22 protein-coding genes are annotated in these 20,946 nt (G+C 49.8%); 1 reads left to right on the top strand and 21 read right to left on the bottom strand.

Annotated elements, in window-relative coordinates; translation table 11 throughout:
- Positions 1-11: 11 nt before the first annotated feature.
- The 19 genes from atpA to LLU09_RS08955 all read right to left on the bottom strand — a co-directional run bounded on the left by atpA (position 12) and on the right by LLU09_RS08955 (position 16,591).
- Positions 12-1,526, bottom strand: coding sequence for a F0F1 ATP synthase subunit alpha (gene atpA / locus LLU09_RS09045; protein WP_228311450.1), 1,515 nt, complete (start codon positions 1,524-1,526; stop codon positions 12-14).
- Positions 1,527-1,543: 17 nt separating this feature from the next.
- On the bottom strand, positions 1,544-2,086 hold the full coding sequence (locus LLU09_RS09040) for a F0F1 ATP synthase subunit delta (RefSeq protein WP_228311449.1): 543 nt from the start codon (positions 2,084-2,086) through the stop codon (positions 1,544-1,546).
- Entirely contained in the window at positions 2,086-2,601 is a 516-nt protein-coding gene (locus LLU09_RS09035; RefSeq protein WP_040105948.1) for a F0F1 ATP synthase subunit B, read from the bottom strand. Before LLU09_RS09035 ends, LLU09_RS09040 begins: the two co-directional genes overlap by 1 nt.
- 99 nt (positions 2,602-2,700) lie before the next feature.
- Positions 2,701-2,916: a F0F1 ATP synthase subunit C gene (gene atpE / locus LLU09_RS09030; RefSeq protein ID WP_031545243.1), complete on the bottom strand. Its 216-nt coding sequence runs from the start codon at positions 2,914-2,916 to the stop codon at positions 2,701-2,703.
- Between the two features lie 53 nt (positions 2,917-2,969).
- Complete coding sequence (gene atpB / locus LLU09_RS09025; RefSeq protein WP_040105949.1) at positions 2,970-3,704, bottom strand: F0F1 ATP synthase subunit A; 735 nt, start codon at positions 3,702-3,704, stop codon at positions 2,970-2,972.
- Positions 3,705-4,220: 516 nt separating this feature from the next.
- Positions 4,221-5,354 (bottom strand): non-hydrolyzing UDP-N-acetylglucosamine 2-epimerase, encoded by a 1,134-nt coding sequence (wecB, locus tag LLU09_RS09020; protein WP_228311448.1) that lies wholly within the window; start codon positions 5,352-5,354, stop codon positions 4,221-4,223.
- A 21-nt stretch (positions 5,355-5,375) separates the two neighbouring features.
- A complete protein-coding gene (gene upp / locus LLU09_RS09015; protein WP_040105952.1) occupies positions 5,376-6,005 on the bottom strand; it encodes a uracil phosphoribosyltransferase in 630 nt (209 codons plus the stop codon).
- 63 nt (positions 6,006-6,068) lie between these two features.
- Positions 6,069-7,304, bottom strand: coding sequence for a serine hydroxymethyltransferase (glyA, locus tag LLU09_RS09010; protein WP_228311447.1), 1,236 nt, complete (start codon positions 7,302-7,304; stop codon positions 6,069-6,071).
- A 23-nt stretch (positions 7,305-7,327) separates the two neighbouring features.
- On the bottom strand, positions 7,328-7,873 hold the full coding sequence (locus LLU09_RS09005; protein WP_040105954.1) for a TIGR01440 family protein: 546 nt from the start codon (positions 7,871-7,873) through the stop codon (positions 7,328-7,330).
- Positions 7,842-8,270 carry a ribose 5-phosphate isomerase B gene (gene rpiB, locus LLU09_RS09000; protein WP_040106182.1) on the bottom strand — a complete coding sequence of 143 codons (429 nt, stop codon included), beginning with the start codon at positions 8,268-8,270 and terminating at the stop codon, positions 7,842-7,844. The genes LLU09_RS09005 and rpiB overlap by 32 nt, the downstream gene beginning before the upstream one ends.
- A 61-nt stretch (positions 8,271-8,331) precedes the next feature.
- Positions 8,332-8,745 carry an arsenate reductase/protein-tyrosine-phosphatase family protein gene (locus LLU09_RS08995; RefSeq protein WP_228311446.1) on the bottom strand — a complete coding sequence of 138 codons (414 nt, stop codon included), beginning with the start codon at positions 8,743-8,745 and terminating at the stop codon, positions 8,332-8,334.
- Complete coding sequence (locus LLU09_RS08990; RefSeq protein WP_228311445.1) at positions 8,742-9,788, bottom strand: L-threonylcarbamoyladenylate synthase; 1,047 nt, start codon at positions 9,786-9,788, stop codon at positions 8,742-8,744. Before LLU09_RS08990 ends, LLU09_RS08995 begins: the two co-directional genes overlap by 4 nt.
- Before the next feature lies 1 nt (position 9,789).
- The gene (gene prmC, locus LLU09_RS08985; RefSeq protein ID WP_228311444.1) at positions 9,790-10,641 is read right to left on the bottom strand and encodes a peptide chain release factor N(5)-glutamine methyltransferase; all 852 of its coding nucleotides are present in this window, start codon (positions 10,639-10,641) and stop codon (positions 9,790-9,792) included.
- Positions 10,628-11,707: a peptide chain release factor 1 gene (gene prfA, locus LLU09_RS08980; protein WP_040105958.1), complete on the bottom strand. Its 1,080-nt coding sequence runs from the start codon at positions 11,705-11,707 to the stop codon at positions 10,628-10,630. The genes prmC and prfA overlap by 14 nt, the downstream gene beginning before the upstream one ends.
- Positions 11,708-11,806: 99 nt before the next feature.
- Positions 11,807-12,022 (bottom strand): 50S ribosomal protein L31, encoded by a 216-nt coding sequence (rpmE, locus tag LLU09_RS08975; protein ID WP_040105959.1) that lies wholly within the window; start codon positions 12,020-12,022, stop codon positions 11,807-11,809.
- A gap of 115 nt (positions 12,023-12,137) precedes the next feature.
- On the bottom strand, positions 12,138-13,454 hold the full coding sequence (gene rho / locus LLU09_RS08970) for a transcription termination factor Rho (RefSeq protein ID WP_228311443.1): 1,317 nt from the start codon (positions 13,452-13,454) through the stop codon (positions 12,138-12,140).
- A 185-nt stretch (positions 13,455-13,639) separates the two neighbouring features.
- On the bottom strand, positions 13,640-14,908 hold the full coding sequence (locus tag LLU09_RS08965; protein ID WP_228311442.1) for a UDP-N-acetylglucosamine 1-carboxyvinyltransferase: 1,269 nt from the start codon (positions 14,906-14,908) through the stop codon (positions 13,640-13,642).
- Between the two features lie 27 nt (positions 14,909-14,935).
- Positions 14,936-15,586, bottom strand: coding sequence for a fructose-6-phosphate aldolase (gene fsa, locus LLU09_RS08960; protein ID WP_228311441.1), 651 nt, complete (start codon positions 15,584-15,586; stop codon positions 14,936-14,938).
- A gap of 147 nt (positions 15,587-15,733) precedes the next feature.
- Positions 15,734-16,591 carry a class II fructose-bisphosphate aldolase gene (locus LLU09_RS08955; protein WP_222998847.1) on the bottom strand — a complete coding sequence of 286 codons (858 nt, stop codon included), beginning with the start codon at positions 16,589-16,591 and terminating at the stop codon, positions 15,734-15,736.
- 112 nt (positions 16,592-16,703) lie between these two features.
- Here LLU09_RS08955 and LLU09_RS08950 point away from each other — a divergent pair, with 112 nt between their 5' ends.
- Positions 16,704-17,216, top strand: a complete 513-nt coding sequence (locus LLU09_RS08950) for a DUF2529 family protein (RefSeq protein ID WP_228311440.1) — start codon at positions 16,704-16,706, stop codon at positions 17,214-17,216.
- Here the strand turns inward: LLU09_RS08950 and LLU09_RS08945 are convergent.
- Together LLU09_RS08945 and LLU09_RS08940 are read right to left on the bottom strand one after the other, a co-directional pair.
- A complete protein-coding gene (locus tag LLU09_RS08945) occupies positions 17,134-19,053 on the bottom strand; it encodes a heavy metal translocating P-type ATPase (protein ID WP_228311439.1) in 1,920 nt (639 codons plus the stop codon). The genes LLU09_RS08950 and LLU09_RS08945 overlap by 83 nt on opposite strands.
- A gap of 177 nt (positions 19,054-19,230) precedes the next feature.
- Entirely contained in the window at positions 19,231-20,826 is a 1,596-nt protein-coding gene (locus LLU09_RS08940; RefSeq protein ID WP_228311438.1) for a CTP synthase, read from the bottom strand.
- Between the last annotated feature and the right edge of the window lie 120 nt (positions 20,827-20,946).

Raw genomic sequence — 20,946 nt, 5'->3', positions numbered from 1 at the left:
TTCTATATTCATCATCCTTGGTCTGAAGGATTGAATAGTTTCTTGAAGCTGTTTACTGCATTTACATAAGCTTCATCGTCCGGAAGCTGTTTTGTTTCCCGAATACCTTTGAGCAGTTCTGGGTCATTGGAGTCGAGCCAGCTGAGGAATTCATCTTCGAATCGAGTGATGTCTTCGACTGGGATGTCATCCAGATGACCATTTACCAATGCGTAGAGGATCACTACTTGACGCTCTACTGCAAGCGGCTTGTTTTCGCCCTGCTTGAGTACTTCAACAGTACGTTTACCACGCTCAAGTTTGGCAGCTGTCGCTTCATCAAGGTCGGAACCAAACTGTGCGAATGCTTCCAGCTCACGGTACGCTGCAAGGTCAAGCCTCAGTGTACCGGCAACCTTCTTCATCGCCTTGATCTGTGCGGAACCACCGACACGGGATACTGAAAGCCCGGCGTTGATCGCAGGTCTTACACCTGAGAAGAACAGGTCGGATTGCAGGAAGATCTGTCCATCCGTGATGGAGATTACGTTGGTAGGTACAAAGGCACTGATATCCCCTGCTTGGGTTTCTATGAATGGAAGCGCAGTGATCGATCCGCCACCGAGTTCATCGTTCAGCTTAGCTGCACGTTCGAGCAGACGGCTGTGCAGGTAGAATACATCACCAGGGTAGGCTTCACGGCCTGGCGGACGTCTGAGGAGAAGTGACAGTTCACGGTAGGCAGCTGCCTGTTTTGTCAGGTCATCGTATACGATGAGTACATGCTTTCCATTGAACATGAACTCTTCTGCCATGGATACGCCTGCATATGGCGCGATGTAGAGCAGTGGTGCAGGCATTGAAGCACTAGCGGAAACTACGATTGTATAATCGAGGGCGCCATTCTGACGCAGTGTTTCAACTGTGGAACGGACTGTCGATTCCTTCTGTCCAATGGCTACATATACACAGATCATATCCTGATCCTTCTGGTTGAGGATCGTATCGATCGCTACTGTCGTCTTACCAGTCTGACGGTCACCGATGATGAGCTCACGCTGACCACGGCCGATTGGAACAAGTGCGTCGATCGCCTTGATTCCTGTCTGGAGTGGTTCATCCACGGATTTACGGGCCATTACACCAGTTGCCGGGCTTTCGATCGGCCTTGTCTTTGTCGCACCCATCGGTCCCTTGCCGTCAATCGGCTGACCCAATGGATTGACCACGCGTCCGATGAGCTCTTCACCTACAGGCACTTCCATGATACGGCCTGTACGTTTGACTTCATCGCCTTCTTTAATATCATCATATGGACCGAGGATTACGATACCAATATTGTTTTCTTCGAGGTTCTGGGCAAGCCCCAGAACGCCGCTAGGAAATTCGAGCAGTTCTCCAGCCATAGCATCATTCAAACCATGAGCAAGTGCGATACCGTCACCAACCTGGATGACTGTTCCCACATCAGATACTTTCATATCAGCTTCATAGTTCTCGATCTGGCTTTTCAAGAGAGCGCTTATTTCGTCAGCTTTAATTGCCATCAAATGTCACTCCTTAATTAGCTATTAGTACTTTCTCTGAACCGATTCTTCAAATCAGACAACTGTGTATTCAATGAGCCGTCATAGACTTTCGTGCCGATGAATACGCGGATGCCTCCGATCAGTTCCTCGTTGACCTTATTCTCTATAAGCAGTTTTGAAAGACCCGTCTTTTTGATGAAGACTTTTCCGATACCTTCAATTTCTTCTTCAGAGAGTGGGTAAACTGATTCTATTACTACATTTTCCTGTTTATAGTGTGCATTGTAGTTCTGTATGAAATGATCATGGATTGCTTCAATCTCAGAAAACCTATTGCGGTCAGAGAGAATGAGGAGCATGTTGCGGAGCGGTTCGGAAACACTGTCAAAAGTCTTTGCCACCGCCTCCCGACGACTGTCCCTTGGAACTTTCGGGTTATTCATGAAAGTCAGGAACTCAGGAGTATTCCGCACTGCTTTGACCACTTCGTCAAAGTCCGCCTTGACCTCATCGAGATGACCGGCGTCCTTCACGGTACTGAACAAAGCTTGGGAATATTTTTGAGCTGAGTTAGCCATTATTTACCCCCTGCTTCCTGTAGATACCTTGCAACCAGATCTTTCTGATCCTGCTGGTTGATCTCTTTGGAAATCATCTTCTCTGCAATCAGGACGGAGATGTCGCCCACCTGATCATTGATATCACGGATTGCTTTTTCTTTTTCTCTTTCGATATCTGCCTTGGCAGCTTCCATCATCTGATTGGCACGCGTATTTGCGTCATGGATGATCGCTTCTTGCTCTTTCTTCGCCTGCTGTTTTGCATTATCCATCATCTCGGATATTTCAGCCTGCGTTTCCCTGAGCACTGCTTCATTTTCTTCCTTAAGCTTTACAGCTTCCATCCTGCGCTGCTCTGCATCATCTATTTCCGAGTGGATCAGCTGTTCACGCTCATCCATGACTTTCTTGAGCGGCTTCCATACGAAATATGAAAGTGCTCCGAGAAGTACGAGGAAAGTGAGCAGTTGTATCAGACTGTTACCAATTGCCGCCGGAACTGTGTCCGTAGCTCCTAAAATAAGAAATTCCACCTATGTACACTCCTTTCGCGAGAGTTTCATTCTGATTTCATAGTCGACATAATAAGAGGGCGAAATCTTGATAGAAGACTTCGCCAGATGTAACGATTCTTAGAACATGAACATAAGCATGAATGAAATAACAATCGCGATGATCGGAACGGCCTCAACAACACCGATACCGATGAACATGATTGTCATGAGTGGACCACGAGCTTCTGGTTGACGGGAAACCCCTTCAACTGTTTTGGATACGATAAGACCGATACCGATACTTGCGCCGAGTGCTGCAAGACCAGCAGCGATACCTACTGCGAGTAGATTCATCATAAGATATAGTTCCTCCTAAATATTTTTGAAAGTTTGATTTGAATTATATATTAATGGTCATCGCTCACCTTATGGGAAAGATAAACCATTGATAACATAACGAATATGAACGCCTGGATTGCCCCAATGTATATTGAGAATCCCTGCCAGATCATCATCGGGATGAACCCTCCGATAAATCCGATTGCTCCGGAAGCCATTACCATTATCAGCAGTGCCAGCAGAATTTCACCAGCGTAGATGTTTCCGTAAAGACGCAAGCCGAGCGTAAGGTTGTATGTGAATTCTTCGATGAATTTGAACGGTGCCATGAACCACACCGGCTGTACGTACGATTTAAGATAGGCTTTTGTGCCGCGCATCTTGATGCCATAATAGTGGGTCAGCACAATCATCAGGCTGGCCAGCGTCAGTGTGACTGAAGGGTCGGCCGTCGGTGACTTCCACCAGAGGTCATGGTCATCATTCGGTGCTACAAAAGCAAAAGGCAGCCCAAGCATATTCGAGACAAATATGTAAAGAATCAATGTCAGGGCCAGGAAGTGGAATCTTCCTCCTTGTTTCCAGGCCATATTGCCTGAAATGATGCCTTTAACGAAGTTCATCAGTACTTCCATGAGTACTTGACTTTTCCCTGTCGGCTTCACTGCAAGATTTCTTGTCATGAAGAAAGCTATCAGGAATACAATCAGCGATGATATGACGATCATCAATGCCGTAGACAGGTTGAATGTAATGGGAAGACCAAAAACATCTATTGTCCATATCGGATTTCCGTGCTCCATTTTCTCACCTCTTTCACTTCGTCAATTCTTTAATCGCACGAAACAGAATCATGATATAGCTGAGCAGAAGCCCAAGTGCTATACCGAAAATGCTGAAAATCTCCGGGAATCTCACCCAGAACAAACATGTAACTATCACAATCACAAGCCTTGCGATCGTGCCGGTCCTGATTTTCTCCTCTCCAGGATCATACGCCTTCTCAAGATTATAATACCAGTTCAAAAGCAACAGGATGGACGCAGAGGTACCAAGAGCAAAACCCGCTGCAAAGGATGATCCGGTAAATAGATGAATGAGTAGGCTGATGAACAGAAGGGGAAGTAGAAACTTCAGGAAATGATGGGAAAATCGTCTGAAAAATGGCACTTTAAACACTGTCTCCTAGTGTATTCTGCGGCTTTGGCTGTAAACCGTTACATTACTCTTGTAATGATATCTGTTTGTATTTTTTATGTCAATATTAGGGATGGATTTATTTATTCCGCTACCATCCCCGACATATTATGGACATAATTCTATACATTAAAGCTTTCAGGCTTATCCTTCCGGATTCCATAGTAGTATTTGATGTTTTCACATATCCTTAGGGAAGCTTTTCCATCTCCATACGGATTGTTCGCCTCGGCCATCTTTCTATAGAGATCCTCATCTGTCAGCAGTTCCTTCGTCAGCTCATAGATGTGCTCCTTCTGGATGCCGGCGAGCTTGAGTGTGCCTGCTTCCACACCTTCCGGCCGTTCCGTCGTATCACGAAGGACGAGCACTGGCTTCTGAAGGGAAGGCGCCTCCTCCTGCACACCACCGGAATCGGTGAGGATGATATGGCTTTTCGCCGCGAAATTATGGAAGTCGAATACATCGAGCGGCTCAATGATTTCGATGCGCTCATGGTCTGCCAGGTATTTGGAGGCTATTTCCCTGACTTTTGGATTCTTATGGATCGGATAGACGACTGTGACGTCTTCGAACTCTTCGACGATTTCGCGTACGGCGCTGAAGATGTTCTCCATCGGCATGCCGATGTTTTCCCTTCTGTGGGCGGTCAGGAGAATCACCTTGTTATCCTTGTGCTTTTCGATGATTTCACTTTCGTAGTCCGGGTTCACCGTCGTCTTCAACGCATCAATCGCTGTATTGCCGGTGATGGAGATGCCATCTTCCTTCTTGTTTTCCCTGAGCAGATTCTCCTTGGAGTTTTCTGTCGGTGCAAAATGAAGGTCGGCAAGTACGCCTGTCATCTGACGATTCATTTCCTCAGGGAACGGCGAGTACTTGTTGTTGGTCCGGAGACCCGCCTCTACATGGCCGATGTCCACTTCGTTATAGAACGCGGCCAGGCTGCCTGCAAATGTTGTCGTCGTGTCGCCATGGACAAGGATCATATCTGGTCCTGCCTCTTTGATGATGGACTCGAGACCAGCGATCACCCTGCCCGTCACTTCGGAAAGTGTCTGGCCCTGCTGCATGATGTCGAGGTCGTAATCAGGAGTGATACCAAAAATATCAAGCACCTGATCGAGCATCTCGCGGTGCTGTGCAGTGACCACTACGATGGGTTCAAGTTCCGGATCATTCTTAAGTGCCAGAACAAGCGGCGCCATCTTGATCGCCTCCGGGCGCGTTCCAAATATCGTCATGATTTTCTTCATTGCTTCTTCTCCTTGTTATATCTATTTCGTTCCGAAAAGCCTGTCGCCAGCATCTCCGAGACCTGGGACAATGTAGCTCTTTTCATTCAGTTTTTCATCCAGTGCAGCAATATAGATGTCCACATCCGGATGCGCTTCCTTCAGTACCTCTACACCTTCCGGGGCGGCAATCAGACAGATGAACCTGATCTTCGTTGCCCCGCGCTTCTTGACGGCGGAAATCGCTTCTACAGCAGATGCACCTGTCGCCAGCATCGGATCGATGACGAATATGTCACGTTCTTCTATGTCTCCCGGGAATTTTGCATAGTATTCGATCGCCTGCAGTGTCTCCGGGTCACGATACAGGCCGATATGCCCGACTCTGGCGGAAGGGATGAGCTTGAGTATGCCTTCCTGCATACCGAGTCCTGCCCTGAGTATCGGAACGATACCCAGTTTCTTGCCGCTCAGCCTCTTTGCTGTCGTCCGTGTCACTGGTGTGTCCACCTCTACATCTTCAAGGGACAGGTCCCGGGTCACCTCATATGCCATGAGCATGCCTACCTCATCAACGAGTTCCCTGAATTCCTTGGTCGATGTCTTTTCATCTCGAATATAACTCATTTTGTGCTGGATCAAAGGGTGTTCCATCACTTGTACTTTGGCCATGGTTTGTCCTCCAGTTCTCTCAATTGTGCCGGAATGGGGACACCCCACTCCGGCATGGTCAATTTATTTATATAGTGGGAATTTGGATGTCAGCGCACTCACTCTGTCCCTCAGCGTTTCATACTTCGTACCTTCTGTGACAGCCGTAAGTGTTTCCGCGATAAGGTCAGCCACTTCCTGCATTTCTTCCTCTTTGAAGCCACGGCTGGTCATCGCCGGAGTTCCAAGACGGATTCCACTTGTTACAAATGGGGATTCCTCATCGAAAGGAATGGTATTCTTGTTGCATGTGATTCCGATCTCATCCAGTGCCTCTTCTGCCTGTTTGCCTGTCAGACCGAAACTTTTCACATCGACGAGGACGATATGGTTCTCGGTGCCGCCGCCAACGATGCGCAGTCCCTTTTCTGAAAGCCTTCCAGCAAGCGTTTTCGCATTTTTGATGACCTGCTCCTGATATTCCTTGAATTCAGGGTTCAGCGCCTCACCGAAAGCCACAGCCTTCGCTGCAAGAATGTGCATGAGTGGTCCGCCCTGGATTCCCGGGAAGATGTTCTTGTCCACTTTTTTCGCGTGCTCTTCTTTTGTCAGGATGAGTCCGCCGCGCGGGCCCCTCAATGTCTTGTGCGTTGTAGACGTGACGAAGTCGGCATACGGGACCGGGTCTGGATGCAGGCCAGCTGCAACGAGTCCTGCAATGTGGGCCATGTCGACCATCAGATAAGCATCGATTTCATCTGCAATTTCGCGGAACTTCTTGAAATCGATCGTCTGTGTATAGGCGCTTCCGCCGGCAACGATCATTTTCGGCTTGTGCTCCTTGGCAATTTTAAGGAGTTCGTCATAATCGATCAATTCATCTTCTTTTCTCACACCATAATCTACAAAGTTGAAAAGCTTACCACTGAAGTTGACTGGGCTGCCGTGCGTCAGGTGGCCACCATGGTTCAGGTTCATGCCGAGAACAGTGTCTCCCGGCTTCAGAACTGAGAAATAGACGGCCATATTCGCCTGGGAGCCGGAGTGAGGCTGAACATTGGCATGCTCTGCGCCAAAAAGGGATTTCACACGTTCCCGTGCGAGATCTTCCACAACATCTACATTTTCACAACCGCCATAATAACGTTTGTGGGGATAGCCTTCAGCATATTTGTTGGTGAGTATTGAACCTTGGGCTTCCATGACCGCTTCCGATACAAAGTTCTCTGAGGCGATCAGTTCAATATTGTTGTTTTGACGATCAAGCTCTGCTTCAATTGTTTCAAAAAGTTTCGGGTCTTGTGATTCGATAAATGACATGTCTTCTCTCCTTAAATGTTTGTTTAATAATTTGCGCGAGGACCTCCAATGAGTTTTGGTCTGGAATATGCAAGAGTGACATTCGCTTTGCCGACTGTCTTCTGCTCCACCCTGAATGGCACTGCCACATGATGAAGGTGCATACCGATCAGGGTCTGTCCGATATCCACTCCCCGGTCTGCAGCAGCATGTTCAACCACCACCGGCCGGGAAAGATGATGATAGGCGTATTCGCTCAGACTGCCCCCGGCAGACCGGTGCGGTACGACACTGACCGGCGGATACTTGTGCGCGCGTGCCACATCATATTCCATTGTCACTGCCCGGTTGATATGCTCACAGCCCTGGAACATGATGTTCAGCCGATTGCGCTCTGCCGCCTGATGGAAGGCGTCGAATATAAGCTCGGCGACTTCCATGGAACTCTCCTTGCCGATATGGTGTCCCATGACTTCCGAAGTGGAGCAGCCTATCAGAAGGTCCTCCCCCTCCTTGAAGAAATCCGACGCTTCCAGCTGCTCGATCAGAACATCCAGGTCATTCTTCAATCTTGCAAACTCTTCGTTCATGTCTACCTCCCTCATACTCCGTGTTGAGCCAGATATCCACGATATCATCTGCGAGTCCCGGGCCGATGACCCGTTCTCCCATGGCCAGCATATTGGAGTCGTTATGCGCGCGTGTGGCTTTAGCGGAAAAAGTATCATGCACGAGGGCACACCGGATATTCCGGACCTTGTTTGCCGTAATGCTCATTCCAATGCCGGTACCGCAGATCAGGATGCCCCGGTCATATTCTCCGGAAGCAACCTTCTCCGCTACAGGGCGGGCAAAATCCGGATAGTCTACGGAGTCGTTGGAGTCCGGACCGAAATCCGTAATATCCACCCCTGTGTCCTGCAATTTTTGGACAATGGAGTTTTTCAGGTTGAACCCTCCATGGTCGGAAGCGATAATCACTTTCATATTCTTCACCTCACCTTCATTATATATCAAATGTCTCCATAAAAAAGTTGTCATGGGCAAATTACAGTCTGAATTTATCAATAAATTGCTTCAATTGGCGGAAAGCACGTTCATAATCCGCTTCACTCCCCCCGTAGGGGTCGATGACATCTTCCACGGTGCCTTCGGAAAATTCGCTGATCATACGCACATCCGAACTTGGGAACTGGTCCTTCACCACCCTCTTGTGGGCTTTGGTCATCACCAGCAGGAGTGCTTCTTCTGTATCTTCCCCCATCAGCTGCCGGGGCGATGATGGCTCTTCCAGGCCCTCCCGTTCAATTATCCTCTTCGAGAGGGGACTGATGCCATCTGCGAAGACCATAAGACCCCTCGATTCGAAAGCAGTCCCTTCATTACGGAACTGCGTTTTGGCATAGCTTTCAGCCAAAGGACTGCGACAGGTATTGCCTGTACACACAAAAATGATCTTCATTTCGGATCTTCCCTTATTATCTCATTTCCAGTGGCCTTATAGATCCGGTTCATCACTGCTTCAGTCGCTTCACTCTTGGGGAAGCCATGGATATAGATCAGATCGACATCCGATTTATCCATCTTCCTCAGGGCGGCATATAGATTGCGCCCCGCTTCCCGGTAATCATCCTCACCTGAGCACAGGCTGATGAAGTATGCGTGTTCCGGCACATGGCCCCGGACGGCTTCCGGAGCGATGACCCCGATCTTCTGTCCCTCCTCGACCCTCAGATGCGTATTGCTCCTGAGGCCGCCTTCGATGACGGCCATGGGTTGGCGCGGCGCATAATGTTTATACTTCATCCCTGGGGCGATCGGCTTTTCTGCCACTCCCTCATGTTTGCTGACGGTCTCTTTCAGGACGTTTTCCAGTGCCCCTTTGGTGATGCTTCCGGGTCTTGCGATGCGGTAGGGGAATTGGGTGCAGTCAAGCACCGTGCTCTCCAGTCCGTAGGTGGCAGGATCGCTTGCAACAACGCCATACACCTTGCCATTCAGATCGTCGATGACATGACTGTAGTGTGTAGGTGAAGGTTTGCCGCTCAGGTTCGCACTGGGGGCGGCAAGGGGGAAGCCGACTTTTTCAAGTATGGCATGCCCTACGGGGTGGCTCGGCATCCTGACCGCAACCGAATCAAGTTCCGCTACAGTATTGCTGGCGAGCATGTTCCCCTTCAGCGGCAGGATGAACGAAATCGGACCGGGCCAGAAATGCTTCATCAAGGTGCGCACCTTCATGTCCAACGGCTCAGTGAAGTCTTCAAGCTGATCCATGCTGTATATATGTACAATGAGCGGATTGTCACCCGGCCGATTTTTCGCTGCGAATATTTTATGTATCGCCTCCGGATTCCTTGCATCACCTGCCAGACCGTAGACGGTTTCGGTCGGTATGCCGACCACTTCTCCATATTCCAGCGCCGTCCTGATTTCTTTCATCTTTTCTTCGGTAGTCCGATCCTTCAGCTGTTCCGTCCTGATTTCCCAGATTTTTGTATCCATGCTAGACCTCCCATCTGAAATAGAGTATTCTGTCGTTCCCATTCATATCCTTCTTCACCTGCGGCTCCACTTTCGGCCAGCGTGCCGTGACATAGTTGGAGAGGGCCGTTGCCTGTCTCCAGCCGATTTCAAAATAGACGGAGCCTCCAGGACGCAGTACATCCACCAGCCGGTCCACCATTCTTTTATAAAGACCAAGGCCTTCGTCTTCAGCAAACAGTGCCAGTGCAGGTTCATGGTTTACGACAGAGTCACCCATGTCTTCCATTTCATTATAGCCAATATAGGGCGGATTTGAAATCACACAATCGACTTTCACGCCCTCTTCAGTCAATGGCTCAAACAGGTCCCCCTGCATCATTTCGGGGGAGACCCCCAGGCTGCGCGCATTTTCCCTGGTGACATCAAGTGCCGCAGCAGAAATATCGGTCAGGATCACTTCATTGCTGTGCCATGCAGCCGCCAGCGTCAATCCGATGACTCCGGTGCCGCACCCGATGTCCACAACTTTCCTGCCGTCATCCTGTTCCAGTGCCAACACAAGCTCCACGAGCTCTTCCGTCTCATTACGGGGTATCAGCGTTTCTTTCGACACTTTGAACTTTTCGCCATAGAACCAAGCTGAACCTACGACATACTGGTATGGTTCCCCATCTATGATGCGTCCCAGCGCCTCACTATACCGCTCATAGTCGGATGGAGGCACCTCACGGTCGCCATCCATGAGGAAATCCACCGTCCCCATGCCGAAGAGGTCTTCAAGCAGGAGCATCGCCGGCCGTGTTTCTCCTCCGGATACGCTCAAAGAGGCTTTCGCCTCTTTGATCATCTCCCTGTAGCTATAGGGATGCATTATTCAATTCTTCCAGCTTGCTCGTCTGTTCTTCGATCGTCAGGGCATCGATGATTTCATCCAGTTTCCCTTCTATGATCTGATCGAGCTTCTGGATGGTCAGGCCGATTCTGTGATCTGTCACACGGTTCTGCGGATAGTTGTATGTCCGGATCCTCTCGGAACGGTCCCCTGTCCCGACAGCACTCTTCCGCTTCTCTGCATATTCAGCCTCGGCCTCCTGCAGCATCATGTCGTAGACACGCGCTTTCAGCACCTTCATGGCCCGCTCTCGGTTCTTGATCTGTGACTTCTCGTCCTGGGAAGTGACCACCGTGCCTGTCGGCAGGTGGGTGATGCGCACTGCAGAATCCGTCGTATTGACGTGCTGTCCGCCGGCACCGCTTGAACGGTAGGTGTCTATCTTGAGGTCTTCGTTGCGGATCTCCACCTCCACATCCTCCACTTCCGGCAGTACTGCGACTGTAGCGGTGGATGTATGGATCCTGCCGCCGGATTCCGTTTCCGGCACACGCTGTACACGATGCGCCCCATTTTCAAATTTGAGCTTGGAGTAGGCGCCATTCCCCTGTATCAGGAAACTGATTTCCTTGTATCCTCCATGATCATTGGCATTCGCTTCAACGATTTCCGTCTTCCACCCGTTCTCTTCGGCATAGCGCGAGTACATGCGGAACAGGTTTCCTGCAAAAATCTGGGCTTCATCGCCACCTGCTGCCCCGCGTATTTCCATTATGACGTTCTTGTCGTCATTTGGATCTTTTGGAATGAGGAGAAGCTTCAACTGGCTTTCGATTCCTGGAATCGCCTTTTCAGATTCGGAAATCTCCTCTTTGAGCATCTCGAGCATTTCCTTGTCATCCGTTTCATTCATCATCATGCGGGACTCTTCGATCGTTTCCTTCTTCTGCTTATATTCCCTGTAGACTTCCACGGTTTTCTGGAGATCGCTCTGCTCCTTCGAGTATTCCCTGAGCTTGTCTGAATCACTGACAACGTCGGGGTCGCTCAGCATTTCATTGAGTTGTTCATATCTGTTTTCAATTATTTCGAGTTGATCAAACATGTAATTTTCACCTTTTCGTCTCTTTAATCTCGTCAATTATAACATATTTGGACACAAAAAAACTGTACTGGAATGTAACTCCAGTACAGTTGTATAGTCTTATTCGTTTGCGCTTTTGAAACCGAATTTTTTGTTGAATTTTTCAACACGGCCATCTGCAGAAGCGAATTTCTGGCGTCCAGTGTAGAATGGGTGGCATTCAGAACATACTTCCACTTTGATGTCTTCACTGTTTACTGAACCAGTTTCAAATTCGTTGCCGCATGAGCACACAACGTTTACTTTGTTGTATTCCGGATGAATTGCTTGTTTCATAATTTCCAGCTCCTTTGCCCTGAACCATCTGGAACAGAGTTTATTAGTGGTATCCCACTTCAATACTTACATATTATACAAGGTTTACCCAAAGAAATCAAGGGGTTAAGACCAATCAGATCACAGGCCGGCCCGTGGATTGGGAAGAAAGCATCCTCTGCCTCAATACATCAAAGAACTCCTCATTGGTACGGGTCTGTTTGAGTATCTTCAGGAAGCGTTCCGTAAAGTCGGGTGCATCGGTGAAGAGATTCCGGAGCTGCCACAGCACATCCAGTTCCGCCTTATCGAGAAGGAGCTCCTCTTTTCTTGTGCTCGACCGCCTGATGTCAATTGCCGGATAGATTCTCCGTTCACTTAAGCTGCGATCGAGATGCAGTTCCATATTCCCGGTACCCTTGAATTCCTCATAGATGACGTCATCCATGCGGCTGCCCGTTTCAACCAGCGCCGTGGAAAGGATGGTCAGGCTGCCGCCCGCCTCTATATTCCTGGCGGCGCCGAAGAAGTGCTTCGGCCTGTGCAGGCTTGCCGGGTCCAGTCCGCCTGAAAGCGTCCGCCCGCTCGGTGGGATGACAAGGTTGTAGGCACGGGCCAGTCTGGTGATCGAATCCATGAGTACGATGACATCTTCCCCCATCTCGACGAGACGCTTCGTCCGCTCGAGCAGCAGTTCAGCGACCTTGACGTGGTGCTCCGGCGGTTCGTCGAAAGTCGAATGCACGACTTCCGCATCCTCCACGGAACGCTCCAGGTCAGTCACCTCTTCGGGGCGTTCCCCGATCAGAAGGATGAAGAGCTTTGTATCCGGATGGTTCTTGGTGATCGCATTTGCAATCTCCTTAAGCAGGGATGTCTTGCCCGCTTTTGGCGGCGCAACGATCATGCCCCGCTGACCGAAGCCTATCGGGGTGACGAGGTCCATGATGCGTGTAGAGAGGTCGGTCGGCTTGTTTTCCAGCCTGATGCGCTCCTCGGGATAGAGGGGGGTCAACGCCTGGAAGTGGGGCCTCTTCCTGATATGTTCGGCATTGTGGTCATTGATGAAGTCCACTTGCAGCAGGCCGTAGTACTTCTCATTCTCTTTGGGGCGCCGGACCTTTCCAGTGACCTTGTCCCCCTTCTTCAGTTCAAATCTTCTTATCTGGGAAGCGGAAATGTATATATCCTTCTCCCCCTTCGAGAAGTTGACGGTCCGGAGGAATCCATAGCCATCCGGCTGTATATCATCGAGGACCCCTTCCATGTAGTAGTTGCCGTCCTTTTCCATCTCGGCTTCCATTATGGCAAGGACAAGCTCCTTCTTATTCAGGCGGCTGTAGTTGGAGAGCCCCAACTCTTTCGCACGCACAGTCAGTTCCTTGGTATTGTTCTTCTTATATAGTGCATCGAAGGATTCATACTTCAACCCTGTGGATTCTCTTTCAGCCATATATTCACTTCACTTTCATGTATTGGGTTCTGCTCTTTCAGGAGGGGATGATTGGAGAGGAGGATTTTAGCCATTCCATATTCTACACCATTGTTTTATAAAAGGAAAGATGACGATCCAGGACGCATACACCGCATTAAAACAGCAAACTCGGACTGCCGGGCAGTCCGAGTTTGCTCTATGCATCAGTCTTCTTCGACTTCCTCACGCCAGATTTCTGCGCCCAGGTCATCGAGTTTCTTGACGATATCCGTATATCCACGGTCGATATGGTTGACATTGTGGATGGTCGTTACACCTTCTGCCGTCAAGCCGGAGATCAGCAGGCAGGCACCCGCCCTCAGGTCACTTGCATAGACATGCGTACCTTTAAGCTGGGATGGAAAGATGAGTGCCGAGCCACTGGTCTGCTCTATTTTCGCATCCATCCTCACCAGTTCATCCACATGCCTGAAGCGGGCTGGGTAGATGGTTTCAGTGATCTTGCTCACACCGTCAGCCATGAACAGTAAAGGCGTCAGCGGCTGCTGCAGGTCTGTAGCGAACCCGGGATAAACCTGGGTCTTCACGGAAATCGGCTTGTATACATCAGGCTTTGTGATCGTAGCAAAATCATCTCCGATTTCAACCTTCACACCCAGTTCCTCAAGTTTTGCAGTGAGCGATTCCATATGGGTCGGAATGATGTTGCGGACCGTGAATTTATCGCCCACAGCCGCTCCGGTAATCATGTAGGTGCCCGCTTCAATGCGGTCGGGGATGATGTTGTGTGTAGTGCCATGCAGCTTTTCGACACCATTGATCTTAATGGTATCTGTACCGGCACCACGGATATCTGCGCCCATATTGTTCAGCAGGGAGGCGACATCCACCACTTCAGGCTCCTTGGCCACATTCTCGAGTATGGTCTTCCCTTCGGCGCAGCTTGCTGCAATCATGAGGTTGATGGTTGCACCTACGGAAACGACATCAAAGAAGATCTTGGCACCTTTCAGCTTATCCGCCACCAGGTACATCGCCCCATGTTCATTGGTCACCTTCGCACCCAGGGATTCGAACCCTTTGATATGCTGATCTATTGGACGGGGGCCGAGTGGGCACCCACCCGGCAGGCCGATGACACATTTCTTGAAGCGTGCCAGCATGGCGCCCATCATATAGTAGGATGCACGGAGCGACTGTACTTTCGTGTTCGGAAGCGGCATGTTCTCTGCATCTTCCGCATTGATTTCAAGCGTCGTGCCGTCGAGTTCAGTTTCTATATTCAAGTCATTCAGAAGGCTCATCAATGTTTTGACATCGGAAATCTCCGGAAGGCCTTCCAATACGACTTTCCCTTCTGAAGCCATCAATGATGCAGGTATGAGTGCCACTGCACTATTTTTAGCCCCGCTGATTTCAACTTCACCAGACAGCGTTCTGCCGCCCCGGACTTTAATTACTTCTTTACCCATAATTCTTCTCCTTATATGGCGGACCGCCTATTGGTCCTTTATACTGTTCCAATCTTCAAGGAACTTGTCGATGCCTTTATCCGTCAAAGGATGCTGTGTCAATTTCTTCAGAACTTTGTACGGAATCGTCGCAATGTCCGCACCTGCCACCGCCGACCCATGGACATGGGACTCATTCCTGATGGAGGCGGCTATGATTTCCGTACCGATGCCATGCACAGTGAAGATATGCTTGATGTCGGCGATAAGGTCGAGGCCTGTAAGTCCGATATCATCCAGCCTTCCGATGAACGGGGACACATAGGTTGCCCCAGCCCGTGCAGCGGTAAGGGCCTGGACAGTATTGAACACCAGGGTGACATTTGTCTTGATGCCTTCACCGGATAATACTTTAACAGCCTTCATGCCCTCTTCCGTCATTGGAATCTTGACGATGATATGTTCGTGGAGCTTGGCCAGTTCCCTACCTTCTTCAATCATCCCATCCGCTTCAAGGGAAATGACTTCCCCGCTGACCGGACCGCCTACAAGTTCGCATATTTCCACAAGCCGGTCATGGAATGAAATGCCTTTTTCCTTTGCGACAAGAGAAGGGTTCGTGGTTACACCCGCAAGCACACCCCACTCATTTATTTCCTTTATTTCTTCCATGTTAGCTGTATCAATAAAATATTTCATGAATCGATCGCACCTCCGTCTAGGTTATTGTTTCATTATAGGGTAATCACCGTATAATCGGCAATGGTAATATATATTATCAAACTTTATACATTTTTTATGGATAAATCAAACAAAAGCCACCCCGGCCGGGATGGCTTCATCATGCTAGGCTCTGTTGGAGGTGCCAAATTCCTTGATTTTACCCTGAACTGTTTCTTTGATCGCTTCCCTCGCAGGACCGAGGTATTTTCGTGGATCATAAACATCTGCATCATTTGCAAGCACTTCCCTCACACGTTTCGCAGATGCAATCTGATTTTCAGTATTTACATTAATTTTGGCTGTACCAAGGGAAATCGCCTTCTGGATATCCTTCGTCGGAATGCCCGTACCGCCATGGAGTACCAACGGAATATCCGACTGGTTGCCGATCTCCTCCATTTCCTTGAAGCCGAGATTCGGCTCGCCCTTATAGGGACCGTGTACGGAACCAAGTGCCGGCGCAAGGCAGTCGATGCCTGTCCGCTCCACCAGTTCGCGGCATTCTTCCGGATCGGCATAGATGACGCCATCTGCGATGACATCATCTTCCTGTCCTCCGACCACACCGAGCTCCGCTTCAACAGAAACGCCCCTCTCATGTGCATACTCGACCACTCTTCTCGTCGTTGCGATGTTGTCCTCGAAAGGCCCATGGGAAGCATCGATCATGACCGAAGTGAATCCTGCCCCGATAGCCTCTATGCACTTTTCATAGCTTGAACCGTGGTCCAGATGGATTGCCACAGGTACTGTGATGTTCATATCGGACATGAGCCCTTCAATCATTTTGACCACAGTCTTCATGCCGCTCATGTACTTCGCAGCACCTTCTGAAACACCCAGGATGACTGGTGCATTCTCTTCTTCTGATGCCATGAGGATCGCTTGGGCGAATTCCATGTTGTTCACATTGTATTGGCCGACCGCATATCCTTCTTTTCTTGCTTTGTTGAGCATTTCTGTCATTGATACTAAAGGCATTGTAAGTTTCCTCCTAAAAGTTCGTTCCTTTACGTGATTATAGCAAAAACATTTAATTCGGGGCAATGTTTTGGTAACATTGCATTACCATCAAGCCGAATGGAGAGTTCATATGGATAAAATACTGCAGACGCAATTGACAAACATCTACAATCATATAAATGCCCAGGAAGAGGAGATAGAAATGGCCGCACGCCTCCTCGCCCAGGCAGTGGGCAGCGAAGGTGAAATCCACCTGCAGACCTTCCATGACTTCAGGGGAATTGAACCCTTCCTGCTGACCGGCTCCCTCGCCCTTCCAAAGACAAGATCCTTCGATTCACCGGAAGCCGTGGATGCGCCCGACCGTGTGCTTGTCCTCGCCAACCAGTTCGATGAAGAGGTCAAGTCAGCTATTACAGCGCTCCAGGATGCCGGGAAGGAATTTGTATTGGTCTCCAACTACAATAAGCATGAAGCTGAATTGATGGACCACCTTCACCATTATATCGATTTGTCATCCCCGCGTTCCCTCATACCGACGCCGAATTTCGACAAAATTGTTAACCCTTATATCTCTGCATTCCTATACTTCTATGATCATCTGTTTGTCCTTGTCGATGAAATGACGAATGAGGCATATTGAACTCCCTATTGGCGAGCAGCCTCAGCCCATTCAGTATGACAAGGATCGTACTGCCTTCATGCCCGATGACACCAATCGGCAGATTGATCAGCTGAAAGAAATTGGAAGCGATCAGCATGAGTATGACTGCAATTGAAAAGGTCAGGTTCTGTTTGATTACGCCATCAAGCCGTGAAGAAAGGCGCATCATTTCCGGCAGCCTTGAAAGCTGCTCCTTCATCAGGACGATGTCTGCCGTTTCGAGCGCTATCCCGGTGCCTTTCCCCATTGCCACGCCGATATCCGCCTGTTTGATACCCGGAGCGTCATTGACACCATCCCCGACCATCATGACGACGCCCTTCTCCTTATAGGCGTTGATATGCCGCACCTTGTCTTCAGGACTCTGGTTCCCGATCGCCTTTTTGAGTCCGATCGATTTTGCAATGGATTCGGCCGCCTTCGGGTTGTCACCGGATATCATGACCGTCTCCTTGCCCATTTCATTGAGCTTCCTGATGACCTCCGCCGCTTCCGGCCGCTCGACATCCTTCAATGCGATGAGCGCCTTTTTGACTCCATCTTCAATATAGACCGTAACCGTATGCCCCGTGTCGAGGAGTTCGGATTTGAAAGGCTCCATGAAATCATCGGCTTCTGCCTTGACCACCTGGAAAATACGGCCGCCAACACGACCTTCAACCCCGCGTCCGACCACATCATGGACGTCCTCTGCCTCAAGCCCTTCCTGCTTCGCATCTTCAAAATGCCCGCTGATCCTCACAGCCAATGGGTGGTTGCTCCCCCGTTCCAAAGCGTACACATTTGCTGCAATCCTTTTGCGGTCCTCACCTTCCTCGACTTCAAAATGTGTGATGACAGGCTCCCCTTTTGTAAGGGTCCCCGTCTTGTCGAAGAGGACGTAGTCCACATCGACCAGCTGCTCCATGAATTTACCACCTTTGACCAGCACCCCGTTTTTGGCACTCGTCGAGATGGCAGACAGCGTTGCAGGCGTGATGGATGCCACGACTGCACACGGTGAAGCGACTACGAGCAGCACCATCGCCCGGTAAAATGTCTCATTCCAGCTCCACCCGAAAATATAATGTGGCACGAACATCATGAAGGCCGTCGTGATGAGGACGATCCATACATATTTGTTTTCAAACCGGTCGATGAACTGTGCACGCTTGGAAGGCACACTTTCGCTTTCACGTACCATTTCAATCATCCTGTTGAAGATGGTCTCTTCATTATCGACCGTCATCCTCACCGAAACGACCCCACCTTCATTTATGGAGCCTGTCAGCACGGTATCATCCGTTTCTTTGGTGACGAGCGCGGATTCCCCCGTAAGCGACGCCTCATCCACTTCCGTCGCGCCTTCTGTGACGACGCCATCAATCGGAAACACATCGCCCCTGCGTACCATGACGACATCTCCGATATTGAGGTCTTCAACATCGACAATTTCATATTCCCCGTCGGGCAGCTCCCTGCTGGCGACATTCGGCTTCATCTTGATGAGTGACTGCACCGCATCACGCGTCCTGCCCTCTGCATAAGCTTCAAGAGTACCGCTCACACTGAAGATGAAGATGAGGATGGCCCCCTCGAACCAGTAGCCGATGATGGAAGCACCGGTCGCAGCAATGATCATCAGCAGTTCAACATTCAATTTCTTCTCATTTACGGTCGTGGTAATGCCTTCCCTCGCCTGGAACCAGCCGCCGATGATGAAGGCGAGTACAAAGACTGCCGGATACCATGTGATATCAGTGAAGCGTTGAATGTAGAAGCCCAGTCCAATCAGTATGCCCGAAATGACTGTAAAGTATAATTGGAGTTTCTTCATATCCTTCCCTCCCCGCATCTTCCCTCACTTCCATTATACTTGGTTACCCGCCAATATATGAATGAAATTACAATTCCTTTTTGAAACTTCTATGGATGATGACAATGATTATCGTTATGGATCGACAAACCAAAAAAGCCATCCGGGCAATTAGTTGCCCGGATGGCTTTTGAAACTTTATTTTACACATGCATTGATGAGACCCTGGAATAATGGATGTGGACGTGTCGGTCTGGACTGGAATTCCGGATGGAACTGTACAGCTACGAAATATGGATGGTCACGAAGCTCTATCATTTCAACCAGACGGCCATCCGGTGACGTACCGGAGAATACCATGCCTTCCGCTTCCAACTGCTCCTTGTAGCGGTTGTTGAACTCATAGCGGTGGCGGTGGCGTTCCTCTATGCTTGCTTTGCCATAGAGTTCGCGCGCGATTGTTCCTTCCTTGATTTCACAAGGGAAACTGCCCAGGCGGAGCGTGCCGCCAAGATCGACCACATCTTTCTGGTCGGGCATCAGGTCGATGACCGGATGTGGCGTCTCTTCATCAAGCTCACTGGAGTGTGCTCCTGCAAGACCCGCCACATTCCTTGCAAATTCGACAGTGGCGAGCTGCATACCGAGACAGATTCCGAGCAGCGGCACATTGTTCTGACGGGCGTATTGAAGCGCATAGATCTTGCCCTCCACTCCACGTTCACCGAACCCGCCGGGTACGAGGATGCCATCCACTTCAGCAAGCTCCGCTTCATAGTTCTCCTCCGTGAGGTGTTCGGAGTTGATCCACTTGATGTCAATGTCGGCCTGCCGTTCATACCCTGCATGCCTCAGGGATTCCGCCACTGACAGATACGCATCCTGAAGTGTGACATATTTGCCGACCAGGCCGATTGTAATCTTCCTTTCAATGCTGTTCAGGTTCTGCAGCAGATGCTTCCATTCCTTGAGCTCTGCTTCTTTCTCGGACATCAAGTTGAGACGATCGATGACGAGGGAGTCCATACGCTGCTCCTGGAGTCGGATGACAATATTATAGATCGTCTCCTCATCCCTTGCCTCGATGACGCTTTTCTTGTCGATATCACAGAACAACGCAATCTTGTCCCTCAAATCTTCGCCCATCGCATGCTCTGAACGCACAACGATCATATCAGGCTGGATGCCCAGCCCGCGCAGTTCCTTGACACTGTGCTGGGTCGGTTTGGTCTTCATTTCTCCAGCGGCTTTGATGTATGGCAGAAGCGTGCAGTGTATATACATGACATTTTCGCGACCAAGATCGCTTCTCAGCTGCCGTATGGATTCCAGGAAAGGCAACGATTCTATATCCCCTGTCGTGCCACCGATTTCAGTGATGACAATATCTGCGTTGGATTCTTCCCCTGCCTGTATCAGACGGGATTTTATTTCATTCGTGATATGCGGAATCACCTGGACCGTCCCACCCAGATAGTCGCCGCGGCGTTCTTTCCTGATGACTTCAGAGTATACCTTCCCGGCTGTCACGTTCGAGTATTTGTGAAGATTGATGTCGATGAAGCGTTCATAGTGTCCGAGGTCAAGATCCGTCTCCGCACCATCTTCCGTGACGAACACTTCGCCATGCTGATACGGGCTCATCGTACCCGGATCCACGTTCAAATATGGATCGAATTTCTGGATCGTAATCGAGAATCCCCGGTCCTTCAGCAGTCTTCCGAGTGACGCAGCTGTAATGCCCTTGCCAAGAGAGGAAACAACCCCGCCAGTCACAAAAATATATTTAGTCATTGCACTTCCTCCTGTGATTATAGAACTTGGTCGCCATCATGTCATTGATGGCCGATCTGATGCGGCGATGCAGCGACGCTTCCCGCCTGCAAATAAAAAATGGCCCCCTTCCACACTTGG

This window comes from Salinicoccus sp. RF5 (assembly GCF_020786625.1).
Taxonomy (GTDB): Bacteria; Bacillota; Bacilli; order Staphylococcales; family Salinicoccaceae; genus Salinicoccus.
This window is presented reverse-complemented; position numbering and strand designations above follow the sequence as displayed.

Excerpts from the sequence above, each read along its gene's own strand:
- fsa (WP_228311441.1), bottom strand. The coding sequence starts at position 15,586 with ATGAAATATTTTATTGATACAGCTAACATGGAAGAAATAAAGGAAATA.
- atpB (WP_040105949.1), bottom strand. The coding sequence starts at position 3,704 with ATGGAGCACGGAAATCCGATATGGACAATAGATGTTTTTGGTCTTCCC.
- LLU09_RS08945 (WP_228311439.1), bottom strand. The coding sequence starts at position 19,053 with ATGAAGAAACTCCAATTATACTTTACAGTCATTTCGGGCATACTGATT.
- LLU09_RS09005 (WP_040105954.1), bottom strand. The coding sequence starts at position 7,873 with ATGAACGAAGAGTTTGCAAGATTGAAGAATGACCTGGATGTTCTGATC.
- LLU09_RS08995 (WP_228311446.1), bottom strand. The coding sequence starts at position 8,745 with ATGAAGATCATTTTTGTGTGTACAGGCAATACCTGTCGCAGTCCTTTG.
- rpmE (WP_040105959.1), bottom strand. The coding sequence starts at position 12,022 with ATGAAACAAGCAATTCATCCGGAATACAACAAAGTAAACGTTGTGTGC.
- LLU09_RS08965 (WP_228311442.1), bottom strand. The coding sequence starts at position 14,908 with ATGGGTAAAGAAGTAATTAAAGTCCGGGGCGGCAGAACGCTGTCTGGT.
- LLU09_RS08950 (WP_228311440.1), top strand. The coding sequence starts at position 16,704 with ATGGATAAAATACTGCAGACGCAATTGACAAACATCTACAATCATATA.
- rho (WP_228311443.1), bottom strand. The coding sequence starts at position 13,454 with ATGGCTGAAAGAGAATCCACAGGGTTGAAGTATGAATCCTTCGATGCA.
- atpE (WP_031545243.1), bottom strand. The coding sequence starts at position 2,916 with ATGAATCTACTCGCAGTAGGTATCGCTGCTGGTCTTGCAGCACTCGGC.
- upp (WP_040105952.1), bottom strand. The coding sequence starts at position 6,005 with ATGGCCAAAGTACAAGTGATGGAACACCCTTTGATCCAGCACAAAATG.
- rpiB (WP_040106182.1), bottom strand. The coding sequence starts at position 8,270 with ATGAAAGTGATTATCGCTTCCGACCATGGAGGGTTCAACCTGAAAAAC.
- atpA (WP_228311450.1), bottom strand. The coding sequence starts at position 1,526 with ATGGCAATTAAAGCTGACGAAATAAGCGCTCTCTTGAAAAGCCAGATC.
- glyA (WP_228311447.1), bottom strand. The coding sequence starts at position 7,304 with ATGTCATTTATCGAATCACAAGACCCGAAACTTTTTGAAACAATTGAA.
- prmC (WP_228311444.1), bottom strand. The coding sequence starts at position 10,641 with ATGCATCCCTATAGCTACAGGGAGATGATCAAAGAGGCGAAAGCCTCT.
- LLU09_RS08990 (WP_228311445.1), bottom strand. The coding sequence starts at position 9,788 with ATGGATACAAAAATCTGGGAAATCAGGACGGAACAGCTGAAGGATCGG.
- LLU09_RS08940 (WP_228311438.1), bottom strand. The coding sequence starts at position 20,826 with ATGACTAAATATATTTTTGTGACTGGCGGGGTTGTTTCCTCTCTTGGC.
- LLU09_RS08955 (WP_222998847.1), bottom strand. The coding sequence starts at position 16,591 with ATGCCTTTAGTATCAATGACAGAAATGCTCAACAAAGCAAGAAAAGAA.
- LLU09_RS09040 (WP_228311449.1), bottom strand. The coding sequence starts at position 2,086 with ATGGCTAACTCAGCTCAAAAATATTCCCAAGCTTTGTTCAGTACCGTG.
- prfA (WP_040105958.1), bottom strand. The coding sequence starts at position 11,707 with ATGTTTGATCAACTCGAAATAATTGAAAACAGATATGAACAACTCAAT.
- wecB (WP_228311448.1), bottom strand. The coding sequence starts at position 5,354 with ATGAAGAAAATCATGACGATATTTGGAACGCGCCCGGAGGCGATCAAG.